Here is a 16245-nt window from a genome sequence, read left to right on the forward strand (position 1 = left end):
AACGAAATCGGGCGATTTGCCCACCAAACCTTTTGCATGGGCACCAGCCCGTGCGGCGAGGTGTTGGCGACCAACTCATCCCGATTGCGTCCCAACGCGACCCCATGGAGATCGTGAACAGGCTCTTAATACCGCAGCTTGCCGTCGCTGCCAATGACGCCGATGTCGACGAAGTTGCTGCCGACATTGCTCTTGGAAAAATCCACGCGGAAGCCGCCAAAGTCCAGCTCGCCCATGGTGCGCAGGGTTTTGGCCAGGCCAGCGGCGGTCGGTTCTTTTTCGGTGTTGCGTTTCAAGGCCTCGGCCACGGTGCGTGCCGACAGGTAACCTTCCAGGTGAAAGGACGTGTATTGCGTCAGTTCCGGGTACGAGGCTTTCATCGCGGCCTGGAAGTCGCGGTGCACCGGCAGGGTGCGGCCGTTCGGGTTGGGATAGGTTTGCGCGATGCCCACGCCCCGCGCGCCTTCCACGCCGGCGAGTTTGACAATCAAGCCTGCCGGCACATAAGACAAGACAAACAGCGATTGCGACACCCCCGCCTTGCGCAGCGCCGCCACACCGTCGGCCATGAAACGCGGCGCGCCCAGCACCAGCACGCCCTGGCCGCCCAGGGTGGCGACCTGTTTGGCGGCGGCGGCCAGTGCCGCCGCATCCAGACCGGACTTCACACCCTTGACGTCCAAACCGGCGACGCGGCCTGCGGCCTCCTGCGCCACCGCCATGCCCGAGATGCCTATGGACAGGTCCTGGTACAACACCGACAAACGGGTCATGCCTATGGTGCGCGAGTGATTCACCATTTTTTCGATCTGCTGCTTGTCACCGGCGCGGATGTGGAACAACCTGGGATGACCGGGCGAGCGGAAACTTTCGGCACCCGGAATCGCGTTCATCACCACCACGTCGGCTTTGTCCAGCAGCTTGTCGTCCAGCAAACGTTTGAGCGCGTCCGAGCCAATCGGCGAGAGCAGGGCGATGGGTTTTTTCTCCATCGCCTTGGCGAACTGTTCGGCAAAACCGTCCGACGAGTACCTGTCATCCAGCTCGAAAAGACTGAAGCTGCGGCCGCGCAGGCTTTGTTTGTTGGCGCTGTTCATGTAGGCCTTGATGCCCTGGTTGATCTCGGGCGCATCGGGCACGGGGATCACGGTGAAGGGGCCGACCTGGCCTAGAACGATGTCTGCGCTGTACGCGGGGAGGGCCGCCGTGGCGGCCGTGAAGAAAGCTGCAGCGAGACAGGTCTGCAGAAGGCGACGGGTCATGAGAAAGCTCCTTGGTTCTTCGCGAAATGGTTGCGTCGTATAACGATAGCGGGCAAGTATAGGCAGTGAGGCGTCGGTGGTGCGCAACGGTGACGGCGCTTGAACCGCAGGCCGCTGCAGCGTCTTTCGATCGCGCGGGCGGCCAATGCCGGATGCGCACGGCTTGCCGCAGCGTCCTCAGGGATTACGGGTTTGCCACAACAAGCCCTGCTGCTGGTATCTGGATTTGCTATAACTGGAAGGCTGAAATCTCTCTTGCGCATCTTTGCCGGGGGGGCGATAGTCATGGCGGACGTTTTCAACCTTTCTTGAACTCTCTGGAGACATCATGCAAAAACGAGTATTTCTGGGCGCGGTCGCCTTTGCCGTCGCCACGCTGGCCGCTGGCAGCGCTGTGGCGCAGGCCAACAACACCTTCAAGATCGGCCTGATCCTGCCCATGACCGGGCAGCAAGCCACCACCGGCCGCCAGATCGAAGCGGCCGCCCGTCTGTACATGGCGCAAAACGGCGACACCGTTGCCGGCAAAAAAATCCAGCTGATCGTCAAGGACGACACCAGCCTGCCTGACGTCACACGCCGGCTGGCGCAGGAACTGGTGGTGAATGACAAGGTCAACGTGCTGGCCGGCTTTGGCATCACACCGTCGGCCATGGCCACGGCCCCGATTGCGACGCAGTCCAAGACCCCCATGGTGGTGATGGCCGCGGCCACGTCCAGCATCACCCAGGCTTCGCCTTATATCGTGCGCAGCAGCTTCACGCTGCCGCAGGTGTCGGTCGCGCTGGCTGATTGGGCGCCCAAAAACGGCATCAAGAAAGTCATCACGCTGGTGTCCGATTACGGTCCCGGCCTGGACGCTGAAAAATACTTCAAGGAACGCCTGACCTTTAACGGCGGCCAGGTGACGGAAGCGCTGCGTGTGCCCATGCGCAACCCCGACTTCGCGCCTTTCCTGCAAAAAGTGCGTGACGGCAAGCCCGATGCGCTGTTTGTGTTTGTGCCGTCCGGCGCAGGTGCGGCGGTGATGAAGCAGTTTCTGGAGCGTGGCCTGGACAAGGCCGGCATCAAGCTGATCGCCACCGGCGACGTGACCGACGACGACCAGTTGAACGACATGGGTGACGGCGCGCTGGGTGTGGTCACCTCCCACCATTATTCGGCGGCCCATCCCTCGGCCATGAACAAGAAGTTTGTTGAAGCCTTCGAGAAGGCGAACAAGGGCTTGCGTCCGAACTTCATGGCCGTGGGTGGTTACGACGGCATGCGGGTGATTTACGAAGCGCTCAGAACCAGCAAGGGGCAGGGCGGCGGCGATGCCTTGCTGGAGGCCATGAAGGGCCAGATCTTCGAGAGCCCGCGCGGCAAAATTTTCATTGATGCGCAGACGCGCGACATTGTGCAGGACGTGTACCTGCGCAAGGTCGAGAAAAAAGATGGCCAGCTGTACAACGTGGAATTTGACGTGATCAAGGACGTCAAGGACCCCGGCAAGGTCAAGTAATTGAACACCCCCATCCAGGCTCACAGCGTGTAGCCTGTTTCCCCCTTGCAGGGGGTGACGCCTGCGGCCCGGCAAAGCCGGTTCCGCGGCGTTCCTGGAATGGCCTCTGCAAGCAGCTTCTGACTATCTGGCCAAAACATGTTGACCATTCTTTTTGACGGTATTGCCTACGGCATGCTGCTGTTCATTCTTGCGGTGGGCCTGGCCGTGACCATGGGCTTGATGAATTTCATCAACCTGGCGCACGGCGCTTTTGCCATGGTGGGGGGCTACATCACGGTGCTGCTGATGCAGCGCCTGGATGTGCCTTTTTTGTGGTGCCTGCCGATCGCCTTCATCGGCTCGGCGCTGCTGGGTGCTGTGCTGGAGCGCACCTTGTACCGACCGCTGTACAACAAGCCGCACCTGGACCAGGTGTTATTTTCCATTGGCCTGGTTTTCATGGCGGTGGCCAGCGTGGACTATTTCATAGGCTCGACCCAGCAGATCATCCAGCTCCCAACCTGGCTCAAGGGCCGTACCGAAATCGGCAGCGGCGACTGGATCTTGGGCATGGGGCATTACCGGCTCTTCATCATTGCCGTGTGTGCGGCGTTGACGGTGGCGCTGCAATATGTGCTGGCGCGTACCCGTTTCGGCAGCCGCTTGCGTGCCTCGGTCGATGACCAGCGCGTGGCCGCGGGCCTGGGCATCAACGTCAACCTGGTGTTTCTCTCAACCTTTGCTTTTGGCTCGGGCCTGGCCGGTCTGGGCGGCGCGCTGGGTGCCGAGGTGCTGGGCCTGGATCCGACCTTTCCCCTGAAATTCATGATTTACTTTTTGATCGTGGTGGCCGTGGGCGGCACCTCGTCCATCACCGGGCCCTTGCTGGCGGCGCTGCTGCTGGGCATTGCCGACGTGGCGGGCAAATACTACATCCCCAAGCTGGGCGCTTTTATTGTTTACAGCCTGATGATCCTGATTTTGATCTGGCGCCCGCAAGGCCTGTTTGTGCGCAAGGGAGGCAAGTGAGATGACTGCCCAACAATCCCTGCTCAACAAAAACCGCTGGAAAGCCTGGGAGCCGCTGCTCTGGTTGCTGGCCTTTGCCGCGCCCGTGGCCTTGCCCAGCCATGCCATGCTGATCAGCGAAATCGCCATCGTTGCGCTGTTTGCGATATCGCTGGACCTGATCCTGGGTTACACCGGCATCGTTTCGCTGGGCCATGCCGCCTTCTTCGGGCTGGGCGGTTATGCCGCGGCCTTGTTCGCCAAGCTGGTCATGCCCGATCCCTTGGTCGGTCTGGCCTTTGGCATTGCCGTGGCCACGCTCACGGGTGCGTTGTTCTCGCTGACCATCATGCGCGGCAGTGACCTGACACGCCTCATGGTGACCCTGGGTGCGGGCCTGATCCTGATGGAACTGGCCAACAAGCTGGACTGGCTCACAGGCGGCGCCGATGGTTTGCAAGGTGTGGTCATGGGGCCGGTGCTGGGACGTTTCGAGTTTGACCTGACCGGCCGCACGGCGGCTTATTACTCCTTGACTGTGCTGCTGGTTTTCTTTCTGCTGATGCGCCGCATCGTGCATTCCCCGTTTGGCGCCACGCTGACCGCGATTCGCGACAACCGGCTGCGCGCCATGGCGATTGGCATTCCGGTGTCGTCACGGCTCGCCTTGTCCTATACCGTGGCGGCCGGTGTGGCCGGCGCCGCCGGCGCCTTGCTGACCCAGACCACGGGTTTTGCGTCGCTGGACCTGTTCGAGTTTCACCGCTCGGCGGATGTGATGCTGATGCTGGTGGTCGGTGGTGTCGGCTGGTTGTACGGCGGCATTGTGGGTGCGGTGGTGTTCAAGCTGATGCAGGACACCTTGTCCAACATCACGCCGCAATACTGGACCTTCTGGATAGGTTTGTTCCTGGTGGTGCTGGTGCTCGTGGGCCGTGAACGCCTGCTGCGGCCCTGGACCTGGTTCAAGAAGCGGGGTGGCGCATGACCGCCCCCGTGCTGGAGGCGCGTGGCCTGGTGATGCGTTTTGGCGGCATCACGGCCACCAACAATGTCACGCTAAAGCTGCAACAAGGCGCACGCCACGCCTTGATCGGCCCCAACGGTGCTGGCAAAACCACTTTGATCAATCTCTTGACCGGGGTGTTGCAGCCGACCGAGGGGCAGATCAGCCTGCTGGGCGAAGACATCACACAACTGGCGCCGCACCAGCGTGTGCAGCGCGGCCTGGTGCGTACCTTCCAGATCAACCAGCTTTTTGATTCCCTGACGCCGCTGCAGACGCTGGCGCTGACCTTGTCGCAGCAGCGCGGCCTGGGTTTGCGCTGGTGGCAAGCCCTGGGCCGGAATCGGGTTGTGACCGAGCGTTGCGAACAACTGCTGGAGCAGTTTCACCTGACCGAGGTGATGAACCAGCCGACCCGCGAACTCGCCTACGGCAAACGTCGCCTGCTGGAAATTGCGATTGCGCTGGCTTGCGAGCCGCGTGTGTTGCTGCTGGACGAACCGGTGGCCGGCGTGCCGGCCGGCCAGCGCGAAGAATTGCTGCAGACCGTCGCGGCCTTGCCGGCCGATGTGTCGGTGTTGCTGATTGAACATGACATGGACCTGGTCTTCAGTTTCGCCACACGCATGACGGTGCTGGTCAACGGCACGGTGCTCACCGAAGGTGACCCGGACCAGATCGCCAACGACCCGCAAGTCAAGGCGGTGTACCTGGGCCATGGCGAGGAGGCCCAACATGAGTGAGTTGCTGAAAGTCGACAACCTCAGCGCCGGTTACGGCGAAGCCGTGGTGCTCAACAACATTTCGCTGACGCTGGACGAAGGCAAAACCCTGGCGCTGCTGGGTCGCAACGGCACAGGTAAAACCACCCTGATCAACACCCTGGCCGGCGCCACGCGCCAGCACGGCGGCAGCATCAGCCTGGGCGGTCTGGCTTTGCACAAGCGGCCCTCGCATGAGCGGGCGGCGGCCGGCATAGGCTGGGTGCCGCAAGAGCGCAACATCTTCAAATCGCTGACGGTGCATGAAAACCTGACGGCGGTGGCCCGCCCCGGCCGCTGGACGCCAGAGCGCGTCTACGAGATGTTTCCACGCCTGGCCGAGCGCAAGACCAACCTGGGCACGCAACTGTCGGGCGGCGAGCAGCAGATGCTGGCCGTGGGCCGCGCGCTGGTGCTGAACCCGCGTCTGTTGCTGCTGGACGAACCGCTGGAAGGCCTGGCGCCCATCATTGTGGAAGAGTTGCTGCGCGCGATTCGCCGCATCACGCGTGAAGAAGGCCTGTCGGCCATCATCGTTGAGCAGCACCCGCAGGCGGTGCTGGCGATCTCCGACAGCGCGGTGGTGCTGGACCGCGGCAGCGTGGTGCATGCCGGCACGGCGCAGCAGTTGCGTGAGCAGCCGCAGTTGCTGGAGCACCTGCTGGGGGTTGCGCGCTAGCTGTTTTTTTTGCTATTGAATCAATAGCTTCTTGCGCAGTTTTGACGGGGGCTGCGGCTATTTTTCTTTTAATTTTTTGCCGGAGCGACAGGGTTTCGTTGCTGTGGCGCGGGATGGTCCAAAATAGCGGGCTTCTCTTCACATTACCTGAGCGACACCATGTCCTTTCAACGTTTGGCTGGCGCTTTGCTGGCTTCCCTGATGCTGGCCTCGCTGGCCGCCGCACAAACCTTTCCCAGCAAACCCGTCAGGATTGTTGTGCCTTTTGGTGCCGGCGGCGTGGCCGACCTGACCGCGCGCACGGTGGCGCAAAAACTGGGCGAGACCCTGGGCCAGCCCGTGATCATCGAGAACAAACCCGGCGCGGGCGGTGTGGTCGCCGGTGACGCCGTGGCCAAGGCCGAGCCTGACGGCCACACGCTGCTGCTGATGTCCAACGGCACGGCGGTCAGCGCGGGCCTGTTCAAGTCGCTGCCTTTTGATACGCTGCGCGATTTTGCGCCGGTGTCCACCCTGGGCTTTTTTGACATCGCGATCATCACGCCGCAGGACAGCAAGTTCAAAACGCTGGGTGAACTGCTGGCGTTTGCCAGGGCCAACCCGGGCAAGCTCAACGTCGGCAGCATCAACATCGGCAGCACCCAGAACCTGGCGGCCGAGCTGTTCAAGACCAGCGCGGGCGTGGACGTGCAGATCGTGCCCTTCAACGGCACACCGGCGGTGATCACCGCCTTGCGCGGCGGGCAGATTGATGCCGCCGTGGAAATCCTGGGCCCCATCCTGCCGCAAATCAAGGCCAATGCCTTGCGTGCGCTGGCGGTCACGGGTGACAAACGCGCCGCCGTGTTGCCCGAGGTGCCGACGGCCAGGGAAAGCGGTTTGCCCACCTTTGTCGCATCGAGCTGGAACGCGCTGGCCGCGCCGGCAAAAACGCCTAAAAGCGTGATTGCCCGCCTGAACAAGGACATTGCCGCCGCCGTCAATTCGCCGGACGTCAAGGCCAAGCTGCAGAACCTGAACGTCGAAGCCCGTTCCAGCTCCCCCGAGCAGGCTGCCGACTTGCTGGCCAGCGAAACCAAACGCTGGGGCGAGGTGATCGTCCGCGCCAGGATCCCGACCCAATAAACAGAGACACCGGGGCAAGGGCCTCGAAGCCCTGGTGATCGAGAGCTACAGCACCGCCCGGGCCTATGGCGTGGACGACCACGTGTTGCCCACGCTGGCCGAGACTTTTCCCGGCATAGACGGGGACCAACAGGGCGCTTATTTTTTCAGCCGCGTCGTGCAGCACGGCCAGCGCCGCGCCGAGGGCATGCGCGAAGCGGCCAACACCGTGCGTGAAGCCGGCTTTGAGCCCTTCATGGCCGGGGCCATTGCTGGGTGGCTGAGTAGGCCCGCGCCGGGGTGTTCGACACGCTCGGCAAGGATGCCAGATGGCAGGATTATGCCGATCGACTGCTGCAGCCGTCGCTATTAAAAAAGTAGCTGCTCACGACCGACCCATCTGGGCGGGAGCCCAATTTCAGTCCGGTTTGATGCGGCCGGCCTGAACCACCGGGCGCCAGCGCGCGAGTTCACTGCTGATCAGTTCGCCGAACACTTCCGGTGGCCTGGGCATGGCAATCGCGCCCTCGTTTTGCAGCCGTGCCTTCAGCTCGCTGGAGGCCAGGGCCTGGTTGATCTGGGTATTGAGCTTGAGCACGATCTCGCGGGGTGTGCCTGCCGGCGCCACGATGCCATACCACTGGTCGGCCTCAAAACCCTTGTAGCCACTTTCGGCGACCGTGGGCACGTCGGGTAGGGCGGCCAGACGCTGGGGCGACGACACGGCGAGAGCCCGCAGCTGGCCGTTCTTGACCTGGCCCACCACCGCCGGCGCGCCCGTGAACAAGAGCTGGATCTGTCCGGCCATCAGGTCGTTGACGGCCGGCGCCGTGCCGCGGTAGGGCACATGCACCATGAAGGTCTGGCTTTGCAGCTTGAGGTATTCGGTGGCCAGGTGCGCGGCGCTGCCGTTGCCGCCTGAGCCGTAGTTGAGCTGGCCGGGTCTGGATTTGGCCAGGGCCACCAGTTCTTTCAGCGATGTCGCCGGCACCGAGGGATGGACCACCAGCACATTGGGCACGCTGGCGACCCAGGCCACCGGGCTGAAACTTTTGACCGGGTCGTAGGGCAGCTTGGGATAAATCAGCGGGTTCACCGCCAGCGTACCGATGTGGGCCATCAGCAGCGTGTAGCCGTCCGGTGCGGCCTTGGCCACGCGGTCGGCGCCTAGCGAACCACCGGCGCCCGGCACGTTGTCGATCACCACCGCCTGGCCCCAGGCCTCGGTGAGTTTTTGCCCGACGGCACGCGCCAGGATGTCTGAGCTGCCGCCCGGCGTGAAGGGCACCACCAGCCGGATCGGCTTGGTCGGCCAGGCTTGCGCCAGCAACAGAGGGGAGGCGGCGAAGAGCAGGGTGCTGAGCAGCAGGTGGCGTTTTGAACATCATGGGGGGTCGGGTGGCTGCTTGCAGGTAGGGGTCAGAACGGCAGCGGGAGGGTGAGGCTTTTGCCGGGTTGCCGTGGCCGTACTTTAACCTCCGTCTTGCCGAGCGCCTGCTGCTTCAGCGGGTTGGTGCCGCAGCTCATACCGACCGGCTCAGGCATAAGGTTTCATGGCCTCCAACAGGACAGACTTCACCACCTCGATGGCCTTTTTTTGCGTTTCCGTGCTGGGCCGGCGTGAGGAACGTACCAGCATCAACTGGCTCATGATGGGCGGGTTGTGAATGCTGCGCAGGGTGAAGGGTTCGGAGTCGTCGAAGTTGCTCAGGGTGTAGCTGGGCAACACGGCGTGGCCCAGGCCTTCCTTGACCAGGCTCAAAATCGCATTCAGGCCATCGACCTCCAGGGTGATCTGGGGTTTGCGGCCGATGGCGATCATTTCACCTTCCACCAGGATGCGAAAAGCATTGGGACGGCTGGGCAGGATCAGCGGCAGCTCGGCGACCTCGGCCAGGCTGATGGGCTGGTGTTTGCCGTGGGTCGCGGGGAGGACGCTGGCGGGCAGGTCATCACTTTTGCGCGAAATCAGCACCAGCTCTTCCGAGTGCAGCGTGGTGATTTCCAGCTCGGGCGAACGTTCGGAGTTGTAGAGCACGGCCAGGTCCAGGTTGCCCACGCGCAAGCCCTCATGCATCAGCACGGAAAAGCCCTCGGTCAGGGTGAGTTGTGCTTGTGGCAACTGCTGCCTGAAGGTTCGGGTGAGCGGGACGGTGATGAGTTTGGACAGGCTGGGCGGCAGGCCGATGGAGACCCGGCCGGCCAGCGCGCCGCGCGCGGCACCCAGTTCTTCACGTGCGACGTCCACCTGGTGCAGGATGCCGCGCCCGTGTTTGAGCAGCAGCTTGCCCGCTTCCGTGGGGATGGCGCCGCGCCCGTTGCGCGTCAGCAGGCTTTGCCGCAGTTCCACTTCCAGCAGTCGGATCTGGCGACTGAGGGCGGGTTGTGCCACGTCCAGGGCGATGGCGGCACGGGTAAAACTGCCCAGTTCGGCCACGCGCACAAAGTACTCAAGTTGTTTCAGATCCATGGCAGGGGAGGGGCGTTGAACTGGCCTATTGGGAATAACTGGTGTCGATCAATGCCGATATGTTATATCAGCTAGAAACCGCGCTGCCTTGGCGAAGGGCAGCGCCAAGGCCACAATCGCTGGCATGTTCATCTCCACTTCCAGCCTCGCATGACGACAGTGATCAAAGGCATTTCTTCCATGGCGACCCGTCTCGTGTTGAGCGAGCTGGTGGCAGCGTTTGAGCAACGCTCCGGCTGTCGCGTGGCGATCGAGTCGGTGGGCGGCGTCGATGCGGCCAAACGTGTGCAGGCCGGCGAGGCGTTTGACGTGGTCATCCTGGCGTCCGACGCCATCGACAAGCTGATCGTTTCCGGCCATGTGCTGGCCGGCAGCAAGGTGGACCTGGTTCGTTCGGGCGTGGCCGTGGCCGTGCGCGCGGACGCGCCCCAGCCCGACATCTCGTCCGAAGACGCCGTGCGTGCGGCCGTGCTGGCGGCGCGCAGCATCAGTTATTCGACCGGGCCCAGCGGTGTGGCACTGGCCCGCCTGTTCGAGCGCTGGGGTATTGCCGGCGACATTCAGGGCCGCATCGTGCAGGCCCCGCCGGGCGTGCCCGTGGGCACCCTGGTGGCGCGTGGCGAGGTCGAGTTGGGTTTCCAGCAACTGAGCGAGTTGATGCACCTGGACGGCATCCGCGTGTTAGGCCCCTTGCCGCCGGCCATCCAGATCATCACCACCTTTTCCGCCGGGGTCTGCAGCGGCAGCACACAGGCCGAGGCGGTGCGCGCCATGCTCGCCGACATGAACACACCCGAGGCCGCCGAGGCCAAGCGCCGCCAGGGCATGGACCCGGCCTGATACGCGCGCTTCGCCGGCTCCCACCTACTTTTCGACCATCAGGAGACCCCCTATGAAGAAACCCATGATCATCGACTGCCACGGCCACTACACCACGGCGCCCAAGGCGCTGGAAAACTGGCGCAACCAGCAAATCGCCGGCATCCAGGACCCGTCCGTCATGCCCAAGGTGGCGGACCTGAAAATCAGCGACGACGAACTGCGCGAGTCGATCGAAAGCAACCAGCTGCGCCTGATGAAGGAGCGCGGCAGCGACCTGACGCTGTTCTCGCCGCGCGCCAGTTTCATGGCGCACCACATCGGCGACTTCAACGTGTCGTCGACCTGGGCCGCCATCTGCAACGAGCTGTGTTACCGCGTCAGCCAGCTGTTTCCCGACAGCTTCGTGCCGGTCGCCATGCTGCCGCAGTCGCCGGGCGTGGACCCCAGGACCTGTATTCCCGAGATGGAAAAATGCATCAAGGAATACGGCAACGTCGGCATCAACCTGAACCCGGACCCGTCGGGTGGCCACTGGACCTCGCCGCCGCTGACTGACCGCCACTGGTACCCCATCTACGAAAAAATGGTGGAGTACGACGTGCCCGCCATGATCCACGTCAGCACAAGCTGCAACGCCTGCTTCCACACCACGGGTGCGCATTACCTGAACGCCGACACCACGGCCTTCATGCAGCTGATCCAGGGCGACCTGTTCAAGGACTTCCCGACCCTGCGCTTCCTGATCCCCCATGGCGGTGGCGCCGTGCCTTACCACTGGGGCCGTTTCCGTGGCCTGGCCCAGGAGATGAAAAAACCGTTGTTGTCCGAGCACCTGATGAACAACGTCTTTTTCGACACCTGTGTCTACCACCAGCCGGGCATCAACCTGCTCAACACCGTGATCCCGGTGAAAAACGTGTTGTTCGCCTCCGAGATGATTGGCGCCGTGCGCGGCATCGACCCGGAAAGCGGCCACTATTACGACGACACCAAACGCTACATCGAGGCCTCGACCATCCTGAGCGCCGAAGACAAGCACCAGATTTATGAAGCCAACACGCGCCGCGTGTTCCCGCGCCTGGATGCGCTGCTGACATCGAAAGGACTGTGATCATGTTTGAACTTGGCGTGGTTTATCGCAACATCACCCGCGCGGACCGCGCGGCCACCGACGCGCTGGCGTCGCTGGGCTCGGCCACCGTGCACGAGGCCATGGGCCGTGTCGGCCTGATGAAGCCCTACATGCGACCCATTTACCCGGGCGTGCAGGTCAGCGGCACGGCCGTCACGGTGCTGCTGCACCCCGGCGACAACTGGATGATGCATGTGGCGGCCGAGCAGATTCAGCCCGGCGACTTTGTGGTCGCGGCCATCACGGCTGATTGCACCGACGGCTATTTCGGCGACCTGCTGGCCACCAGCTTCCAGGCGCGCGGCGCGCGCGGCCTGATCATCGATGCGGGTTGCCGCGATGTGAAGACGCTCAAGGAGATGAACTTCCCGGTCTGGAGCAAGGCCATCAGTTCCAAGGGCACGATCAAGGCCACCATAGGTTCGGTCAACATCCCCGTGGTTTGCGCCGGCATGTCCGTTCATCCCGGCGACGCGATTGTGGCCGACGACGATGGCGTGGTGGTGGTGCCCCGGCTTCTGGTCGCCAAGACCCTGGAAGCGGCGCAGGCGCGTGAGGCCAACGAAGGCGCCAAACGCGACAAGCTGGCCGCTGGCGTGCTGGGCCTGGACATGTACAACATGCGCGAGCCGCTGGCCAAGGCCGGCCTCAAATACATCGATTGATCGCCATCAACATGCTTCGCAGGCAACTCCTTGTACTGGCGTCGGCCGGTGCACTCCTCCTGGCCGGTTGCGCGGCGACACCGCCCGCCGCCGATCCTTCCGTTCGCCAGGCGCTTGCGCCTTCGGGCGCCTTGCGTGTCGGCGTCTATCCCGGCAGCCCCTCGTCCACGGTCACCCACCCCCAGACGGGCGAGAAGGCCGGCGTCACCTACCAGCTCGGTCAGGCATTGGCGCAGCGCATGGGCGTGCCGGTGCAGATCGTCGAATACGAGCGCCTCGCACTTGTGGTCGATGCGGTCAAGACCGGTGCGGTCGATGTGACCTTCACCAATGCCAGCGAGGTACGTGCGCGTGACATGAACTTCACGCCCGTCCTGCTGCAGGTGGAACTGGGTTACCTGCTGCCCCTGCAGTCGACTATCGCCTCGGTGGCCGAGATGGACAAGGACGGCCGCCGCCTGGGCGTGAGTCAGGGCAGCAGTTCGCAGGCGGCGCTCGCGCGCCTGTACAAGAACAAGGTGACGCTCGTTCCCGCCAATTCGCTCAAGCAGGCGCAGGACATGCTGCGCCGCGGTGAGGTGGAGGCTTTTGCCACCAACAAGGGCATCCTGAGCGAAATGCTCGACAGCCTGCCGGGCTTCAAGATCCTGCCGGGCAGCTGGGGCGTGGAGAACATGGCGATTGCCATCCCCAAGGGCCGCGAAGCGGCCATGCCCTATGTGCGCCAGTTTGCGCAGGACATGCAATCGGGTGGACAGCTCCAGTCGTTCATCGCCAAGGCCGGCCTGCGCGGCACGCGCAAGCCGGATTGATCAAGAGACACACATGGGCTTCACCGAGCCGCTGATTTTCATTTGACAGGACATCCCCATGAACACTTCACTTTTTCGCTCGGGCCTGTTTGGCCTGCTGGCTGCGACGGCCGCCGTTTTGCCGCTGCAGGTTGCTGCGCAGGCCTATCCTTCCAAACCCGTGAAAATCGTCGTTGGCTACTCCGCTGGTGGCGCAGTGGACATCGTGGCCCGCACGCTGGGTCAAAGCCTGGGCGGCAGCCTGGGTCAGCCCTTCATCGTCGACAACAAGCCGGGCGCCGGCACCAACATCGCAGTCAAGCAGGTCATCGATGCGCCGGCCGACGGCTACACGCTGATGCTGGCGGCCAATGCGCTGGCAGCCAACATGTCGCTGTACCAGCCCGCACCGTTTGACGCCGAGCGCGACCTGGTGGCGATCTCGCTGGTGGGTCGCGTACCCGTCGTGATTGCAGCCAACGCCAACGCACCGTATGCCAATATCGGCAAGCTGATCGAGGCGGCCAAGGCCAAGCCCAACACGATCGCCTTTGCCAGCCCCGGCAACGGCGCCACGCCGCACATGGCGGTGGAGCTGTTTGCGCGTGCCGCCGGTGTGTCGCTGCAACACATTCCTTACCGCGGCGGTGCGCAGGCCATCACCGACGTGATCGGCGGCCAGGTGCCGCTGCTGGCAATGAATGCCCTCGAGGTGAGCCCGCACGTCAAGAGCGGCAAGCTCAAGGTGCTGGCCGTGCTGAGCCCGAACCGCTCGGCCATCTTCCCCGACGTGCCGACCATTGCCGAGTCCGGCTTTCCGGGCTTCGAGGCCTCGGTCTGGTACGCGCTGATGGCACCTGCCGCCACGCCCAAAGCCATCGTCACCCAACTGCATGCCGAGGTCCAGAAAGCGCTGAAGACGCCTGAGGTTCAGCAGCGCATGACGGCCGTGGGTGGTGAGGTGCTGCCCGGCAGCATGGAGATGGTGGCCAAGCTGATTCGCAGCGAACGCCAGCGTTATGAAAAGCTGGTGCGCGAAGCCAACATCAAGCCTGATTGAGCAAGCCCTGGCCGGACGGAAAGAGCCGGCCATCACGATAGCGATACGTTTTTTTTGTAGATCCCTGGACCCCATGACAATTTCCCTGACTTCTTTGTCCCGCCGCACTGCCGGTACCATTCTCGGCCTGTCCGCTGCCCTGGCTTTGTTGCCCGGCACCAGCGTAGCGCAAGAATTTCCCACCAAACCGGTGCGTATCATCAGTCCCTTTCCTGTAGGCGGCGGACCCGATGGCGTGGCGCGCCTGGTGGCTGACAAGTTGTCGCGCACCTGGGGCCAGCCGGTGATTGTGGAGAACCGCCCGGGCGGCAACGGCTTTATCGCCATCGATGCGTTCAAGCGTGGTGCCAAGGACGGCACCGACATGCTGATCCTCGACAACGTCCACCTCGCGGCCTATCCCAGCCTGTTCAAAAAGCTGCCTTATGACGCGGCCAAGGACTTCGACACGCTGCTGCCCTTGTTCAAGACCTATTTCTTCTTCACCGTGCCGACCAACAGCAAGTACAAAACCGTGGGCGACCTGATCGCCGACGCCAAGGCCAATCCCGGCAAACTGAACTACGGCTCCTGGTCTATCGGTAACCCGGTGCACCTGGGCTCGGAACTGTTTGAGTCCTCCACCGGTACCCAGATGGAGCACATCATCTACAAGGAAACCACCCAGCTCTACACCTCGGTGGCGACCGGCGAGCTGGCTTTTGCGCTGGGTAGCGCGGCCACCGCCGGGCCCTTGTACCGCGCCGGCAAGCTGCGCCTGCTGGCCTCGGCTTCACCCACCCGCACCAGCGCTTACCCCGATGTGCCCACCGTGAGTGAGTCGGGCGGTCCCAAGGGCTTCGAGGTGACAGGCTGGAATGCCGTCGCCGTGCCGCCCGGCCTGCCTGCTGCCACGACCGAGAAGATCAAGCGCGACATCGAGAAAGCCCTGGCGGAGCCCGATGTGGCGGAGAAATTCAAGAGTTTTGGTTATGACGCCTTTCCGACCACACGTGCGCAGTTCAACCAGTTCGTCAAGAACGAGAGCCAGCGTTTTGGCGATGTGATCAAAAAAGCCAACGTTTCTCTCGACTAAGCAGAAAGCACCGCATGGAATTCACCAAAACCCCCGGTTGGCTGGACTGGTATACCGGCCCCAGTAAACCCCGTTTCCAACTGCCCGCAGGGGCCGTGGATGCCCACTGCCATGTGTTCGGCCCGGGCGCGCAGTTTCCCTATGCGCCCGAACGCAAGTACACGCCCTGTGATGCGTCGAAAGATCAGCTGTTTGCACTGCGCGACCACCTGGGCTTCGATAAGAACGTGATCGTGCAGGCGACCTGCCACGGCAGCGACAACCGCGCGCTGGTCGATGCGCTCAAGCATTCCAACAACAAGGCCCGTGGCGTGGCCACCGTGAATCGCAATGTCACCGATGTCGAATTGCAGGAGATGCACGCCGCCGGTGTGCGCGGCACACGTTTCAACTTCGTCAAACGCCTGGCCGACTTCACGCCACGTGAGGTGCTGCTGGAGATCGCCAACCGCATCGCGCCGTTGGGCTGGCACGTGGTGATCTATTTCGAGGCGCAGGATCTGCCCGAGCTCTACGATTTTTTCACCGCCTTGCCGACCACGGTGGTGGTGGACCACATGGGCCGCCCCGATGTGAGCAAACCGGTGGACGGGCCGGAGTTCGGCCTGTTCCTGAAGATGATGCGCGAGCACGACAACATCTGGAGTAAGGTGAGCTGCCCCGAACGCCTGAGCCTGACCGGCCCCAAGGCCCTGAACGGGGAGCAGCGGGCCTACCAGGACGTCGTGCCTTTCGCCAAACATCTGGTGGAAACCTTCCCCGATCGCGTGTTGTGGGGCACCGACTGGCCGCATCCCAACCTGAAAGACCATATGCCTGACGATGGCCTGCTGGTGGACTACATTCCGCAGATCGCAGTGACCCCTGCGCTGCAGCACAAGCTGCTGGTCGACAACCCGACCCGCCTGTACTGGGGAGCCTGAA

General features: G+C 63.1%; 16 protein-coding genes and 1 pseudogene. 14 read left to right on the top strand and 3 right to left on the bottom strand.

Going from position 1 to position 16245, the window contains the following annotated elements:
• Positions 1-125 precede the first annotated feature (125 nt).
• A complete protein-coding gene (locus ACHMXK_RS08930) occupies positions 126-1262 on the bottom strand; it encodes an ABC transporter substrate-binding protein (RefSeq protein ID WP_397439551.1) in 1137 nt (378 codons plus the stop codon).
• Between the two features lie 328 nt (positions 1263-1590).
• On the opposite strand from ACHMXK_RS08930, the gene ACHMXK_RS08935 reads away from it, so the two are divergent.
• The 7 genes and pseudogenes from ACHMXK_RS08935 to ACHMXK_RS08965 all read left to right on the top strand — a co-directional run.
• Positions 1591-2766, top strand: a complete 1176-nt coding sequence (locus ACHMXK_RS08935; RefSeq protein ID WP_397439553.1) for an ABC transporter substrate-binding protein — start codon at positions 1591-1593, stop codon at positions 2764-2766.
• A gap of 138 nt (positions 2767-2904) precedes the next feature.
• Positions 2905-3777 carry a branched-chain amino acid ABC transporter permease gene (locus ACHMXK_RS08940; RefSeq protein ID WP_397439555.1) on the top strand — a complete coding sequence of 291 codons (873 nt, stop codon included), beginning with the start codon at positions 2905-2907 and terminating at the stop codon, positions 3775-3777.
• Position 3778: 1 nt separating this feature from the next.
• Positions 3779-4744 carry a branched-chain amino acid ABC transporter permease gene (locus ACHMXK_RS08945; RefSeq protein ID WP_397439557.1) on the top strand — a complete coding sequence of 322 codons (966 nt, stop codon included), beginning with the start codon at positions 3779-3781 and terminating at the stop codon, positions 4742-4744.
• On the top strand, positions 4741-5505 hold the full coding sequence (locus ACHMXK_RS08950; RefSeq protein WP_397439559.1) for an ABC transporter ATP-binding protein: 765 nt from the start codon (positions 4741-4743) through the stop codon (positions 5503-5505). Before ACHMXK_RS08945 ends, ACHMXK_RS08950 begins: the two co-directional genes overlap by 4 nt.
• Complete coding sequence (locus ACHMXK_RS08955; RefSeq protein WP_397439560.1) at positions 5498-6202, top strand: ABC transporter ATP-binding protein; 705 nt, start codon at positions 5498-5500, stop codon at positions 6200-6202. The genes ACHMXK_RS08950 and ACHMXK_RS08955 overlap by 8 nt, the downstream gene beginning before the upstream one ends.
• A 159-nt stretch (positions 6203-6361) precedes the next feature.
• Positions 6362-7327, top strand: a complete 966-nt coding sequence (locus tag ACHMXK_RS08960) for a Bug family tripartite tricarboxylate transporter substrate binding protein (RefSeq protein WP_397439562.1) — start codon at positions 6362-6364, stop codon at positions 7325-7327.
• A 16-nt stretch (positions 7328-7343) separates the two neighbouring features.
• Positions 7344-7687, top strand: a pseudogene (locus tag ACHMXK_RS08965) (DUF1932 domain-containing protein); the annotation flags it as partial.
• Between the two features lie 37 nt (positions 7688-7724).
• Here the strand turns inward: ACHMXK_RS08965 and ACHMXK_RS08970 are convergent.
• Together ACHMXK_RS08970 and ACHMXK_RS08975 are read right to left on the bottom strand one after the other, a co-directional pair.
• Entirely contained in the window at positions 7725-8636 is a 912-nt protein-coding gene (locus ACHMXK_RS08970) for a Bug family tripartite tricarboxylate transporter substrate binding protein (RefSeq protein WP_397439564.1), read from the bottom strand.
• 207 nt (positions 8637-8843) lie between these two features.
• Positions 8844-9776 (bottom strand): LysR substrate-binding domain-containing protein, encoded by a 933-nt coding sequence (locus tag ACHMXK_RS08975; RefSeq protein WP_397439566.1) that lies wholly within the window; start codon positions 9774-9776, stop codon positions 8844-8846.
• 180 nt (positions 9777-9956) lie between these two features.
• On the opposite strand from ACHMXK_RS08975, the gene ACHMXK_RS08980 reads away from it, so the two are divergent.
• The 7 genes from ACHMXK_RS08980 to ACHMXK_RS09010 all read left to right on the top strand — a co-directional run bounded on the left by ACHMXK_RS08980 (position 9957) and on the right by ACHMXK_RS09010 (position 16244).
• Positions 9957-10616: a substrate-binding domain-containing protein gene (locus ACHMXK_RS08980; protein ID WP_397439568.1), complete on the top strand. Its 660-nt coding sequence runs from the start codon at positions 9957-9959 to the stop codon at positions 10614-10616.
• Positions 10617-10680: 64 nt separating this feature from the next.
• A complete protein-coding gene (locus tag ACHMXK_RS08985) occupies positions 10681-11709 on the top strand; it encodes an amidohydrolase family protein (RefSeq protein ID WP_397442483.1) in 1029 nt (342 codons plus the stop codon).
• Between the two features lie 2 nt (positions 11710-11711).
• The gene (gene ligK / locus ACHMXK_RS08990) at positions 11712-12395 is read left to right on the top strand and encodes a 4-carboxy-4-hydroxy-2-oxoadipate aldolase/oxaloacetate decarboxylase (RefSeq protein WP_397439570.1); all 684 of its coding nucleotides are present in this window, start codon (positions 11712-11714) and stop codon (positions 12393-12395) included.
• An 11-nt stretch (positions 12396-12406) separates the two neighbouring features.
• A complete protein-coding gene (locus tag ACHMXK_RS08995; protein ID WP_397439571.1) occupies positions 12407-13207 on the top strand; it encodes a transporter substrate-binding domain-containing protein in 801 nt (266 codons plus the stop codon).
• A 58-nt stretch (positions 13208-13265) separates the two neighbouring features.
• A complete protein-coding gene (locus tag ACHMXK_RS09000) occupies positions 13266-14246 on the top strand; it encodes a Bug family tripartite tricarboxylate transporter substrate binding protein (protein ID WP_397439573.1) in 981 nt (326 codons plus the stop codon).
• Between the two features lie 73 nt (positions 14247-14319).
• Positions 14320-15321, top strand: a complete 1002-nt coding sequence (locus tag ACHMXK_RS09005; RefSeq protein ID WP_397439574.1) for a Bug family tripartite tricarboxylate transporter substrate binding protein — start codon at positions 14320-14322, stop codon at positions 15319-15321.
• 14 nt (positions 15322-15335) lie between these two features.
• Entirely contained in the window at positions 15336-16244 is a 909-nt protein-coding gene (locus ACHMXK_RS09010) for an amidohydrolase family protein (RefSeq protein ID WP_397439576.1), read from the top strand.
• The last annotated feature ends 1 nt before the right edge of the window (position 16245 follow it).

The organism is Polaromonas sp. UC242_47 (assembly GCF_044452385.1).
Classification (GTDB): domain Bacteria; phylum Pseudomonadota; class Gammaproteobacteria; order Burkholderiales; family Burkholderiaceae_C; genus Polaromonas.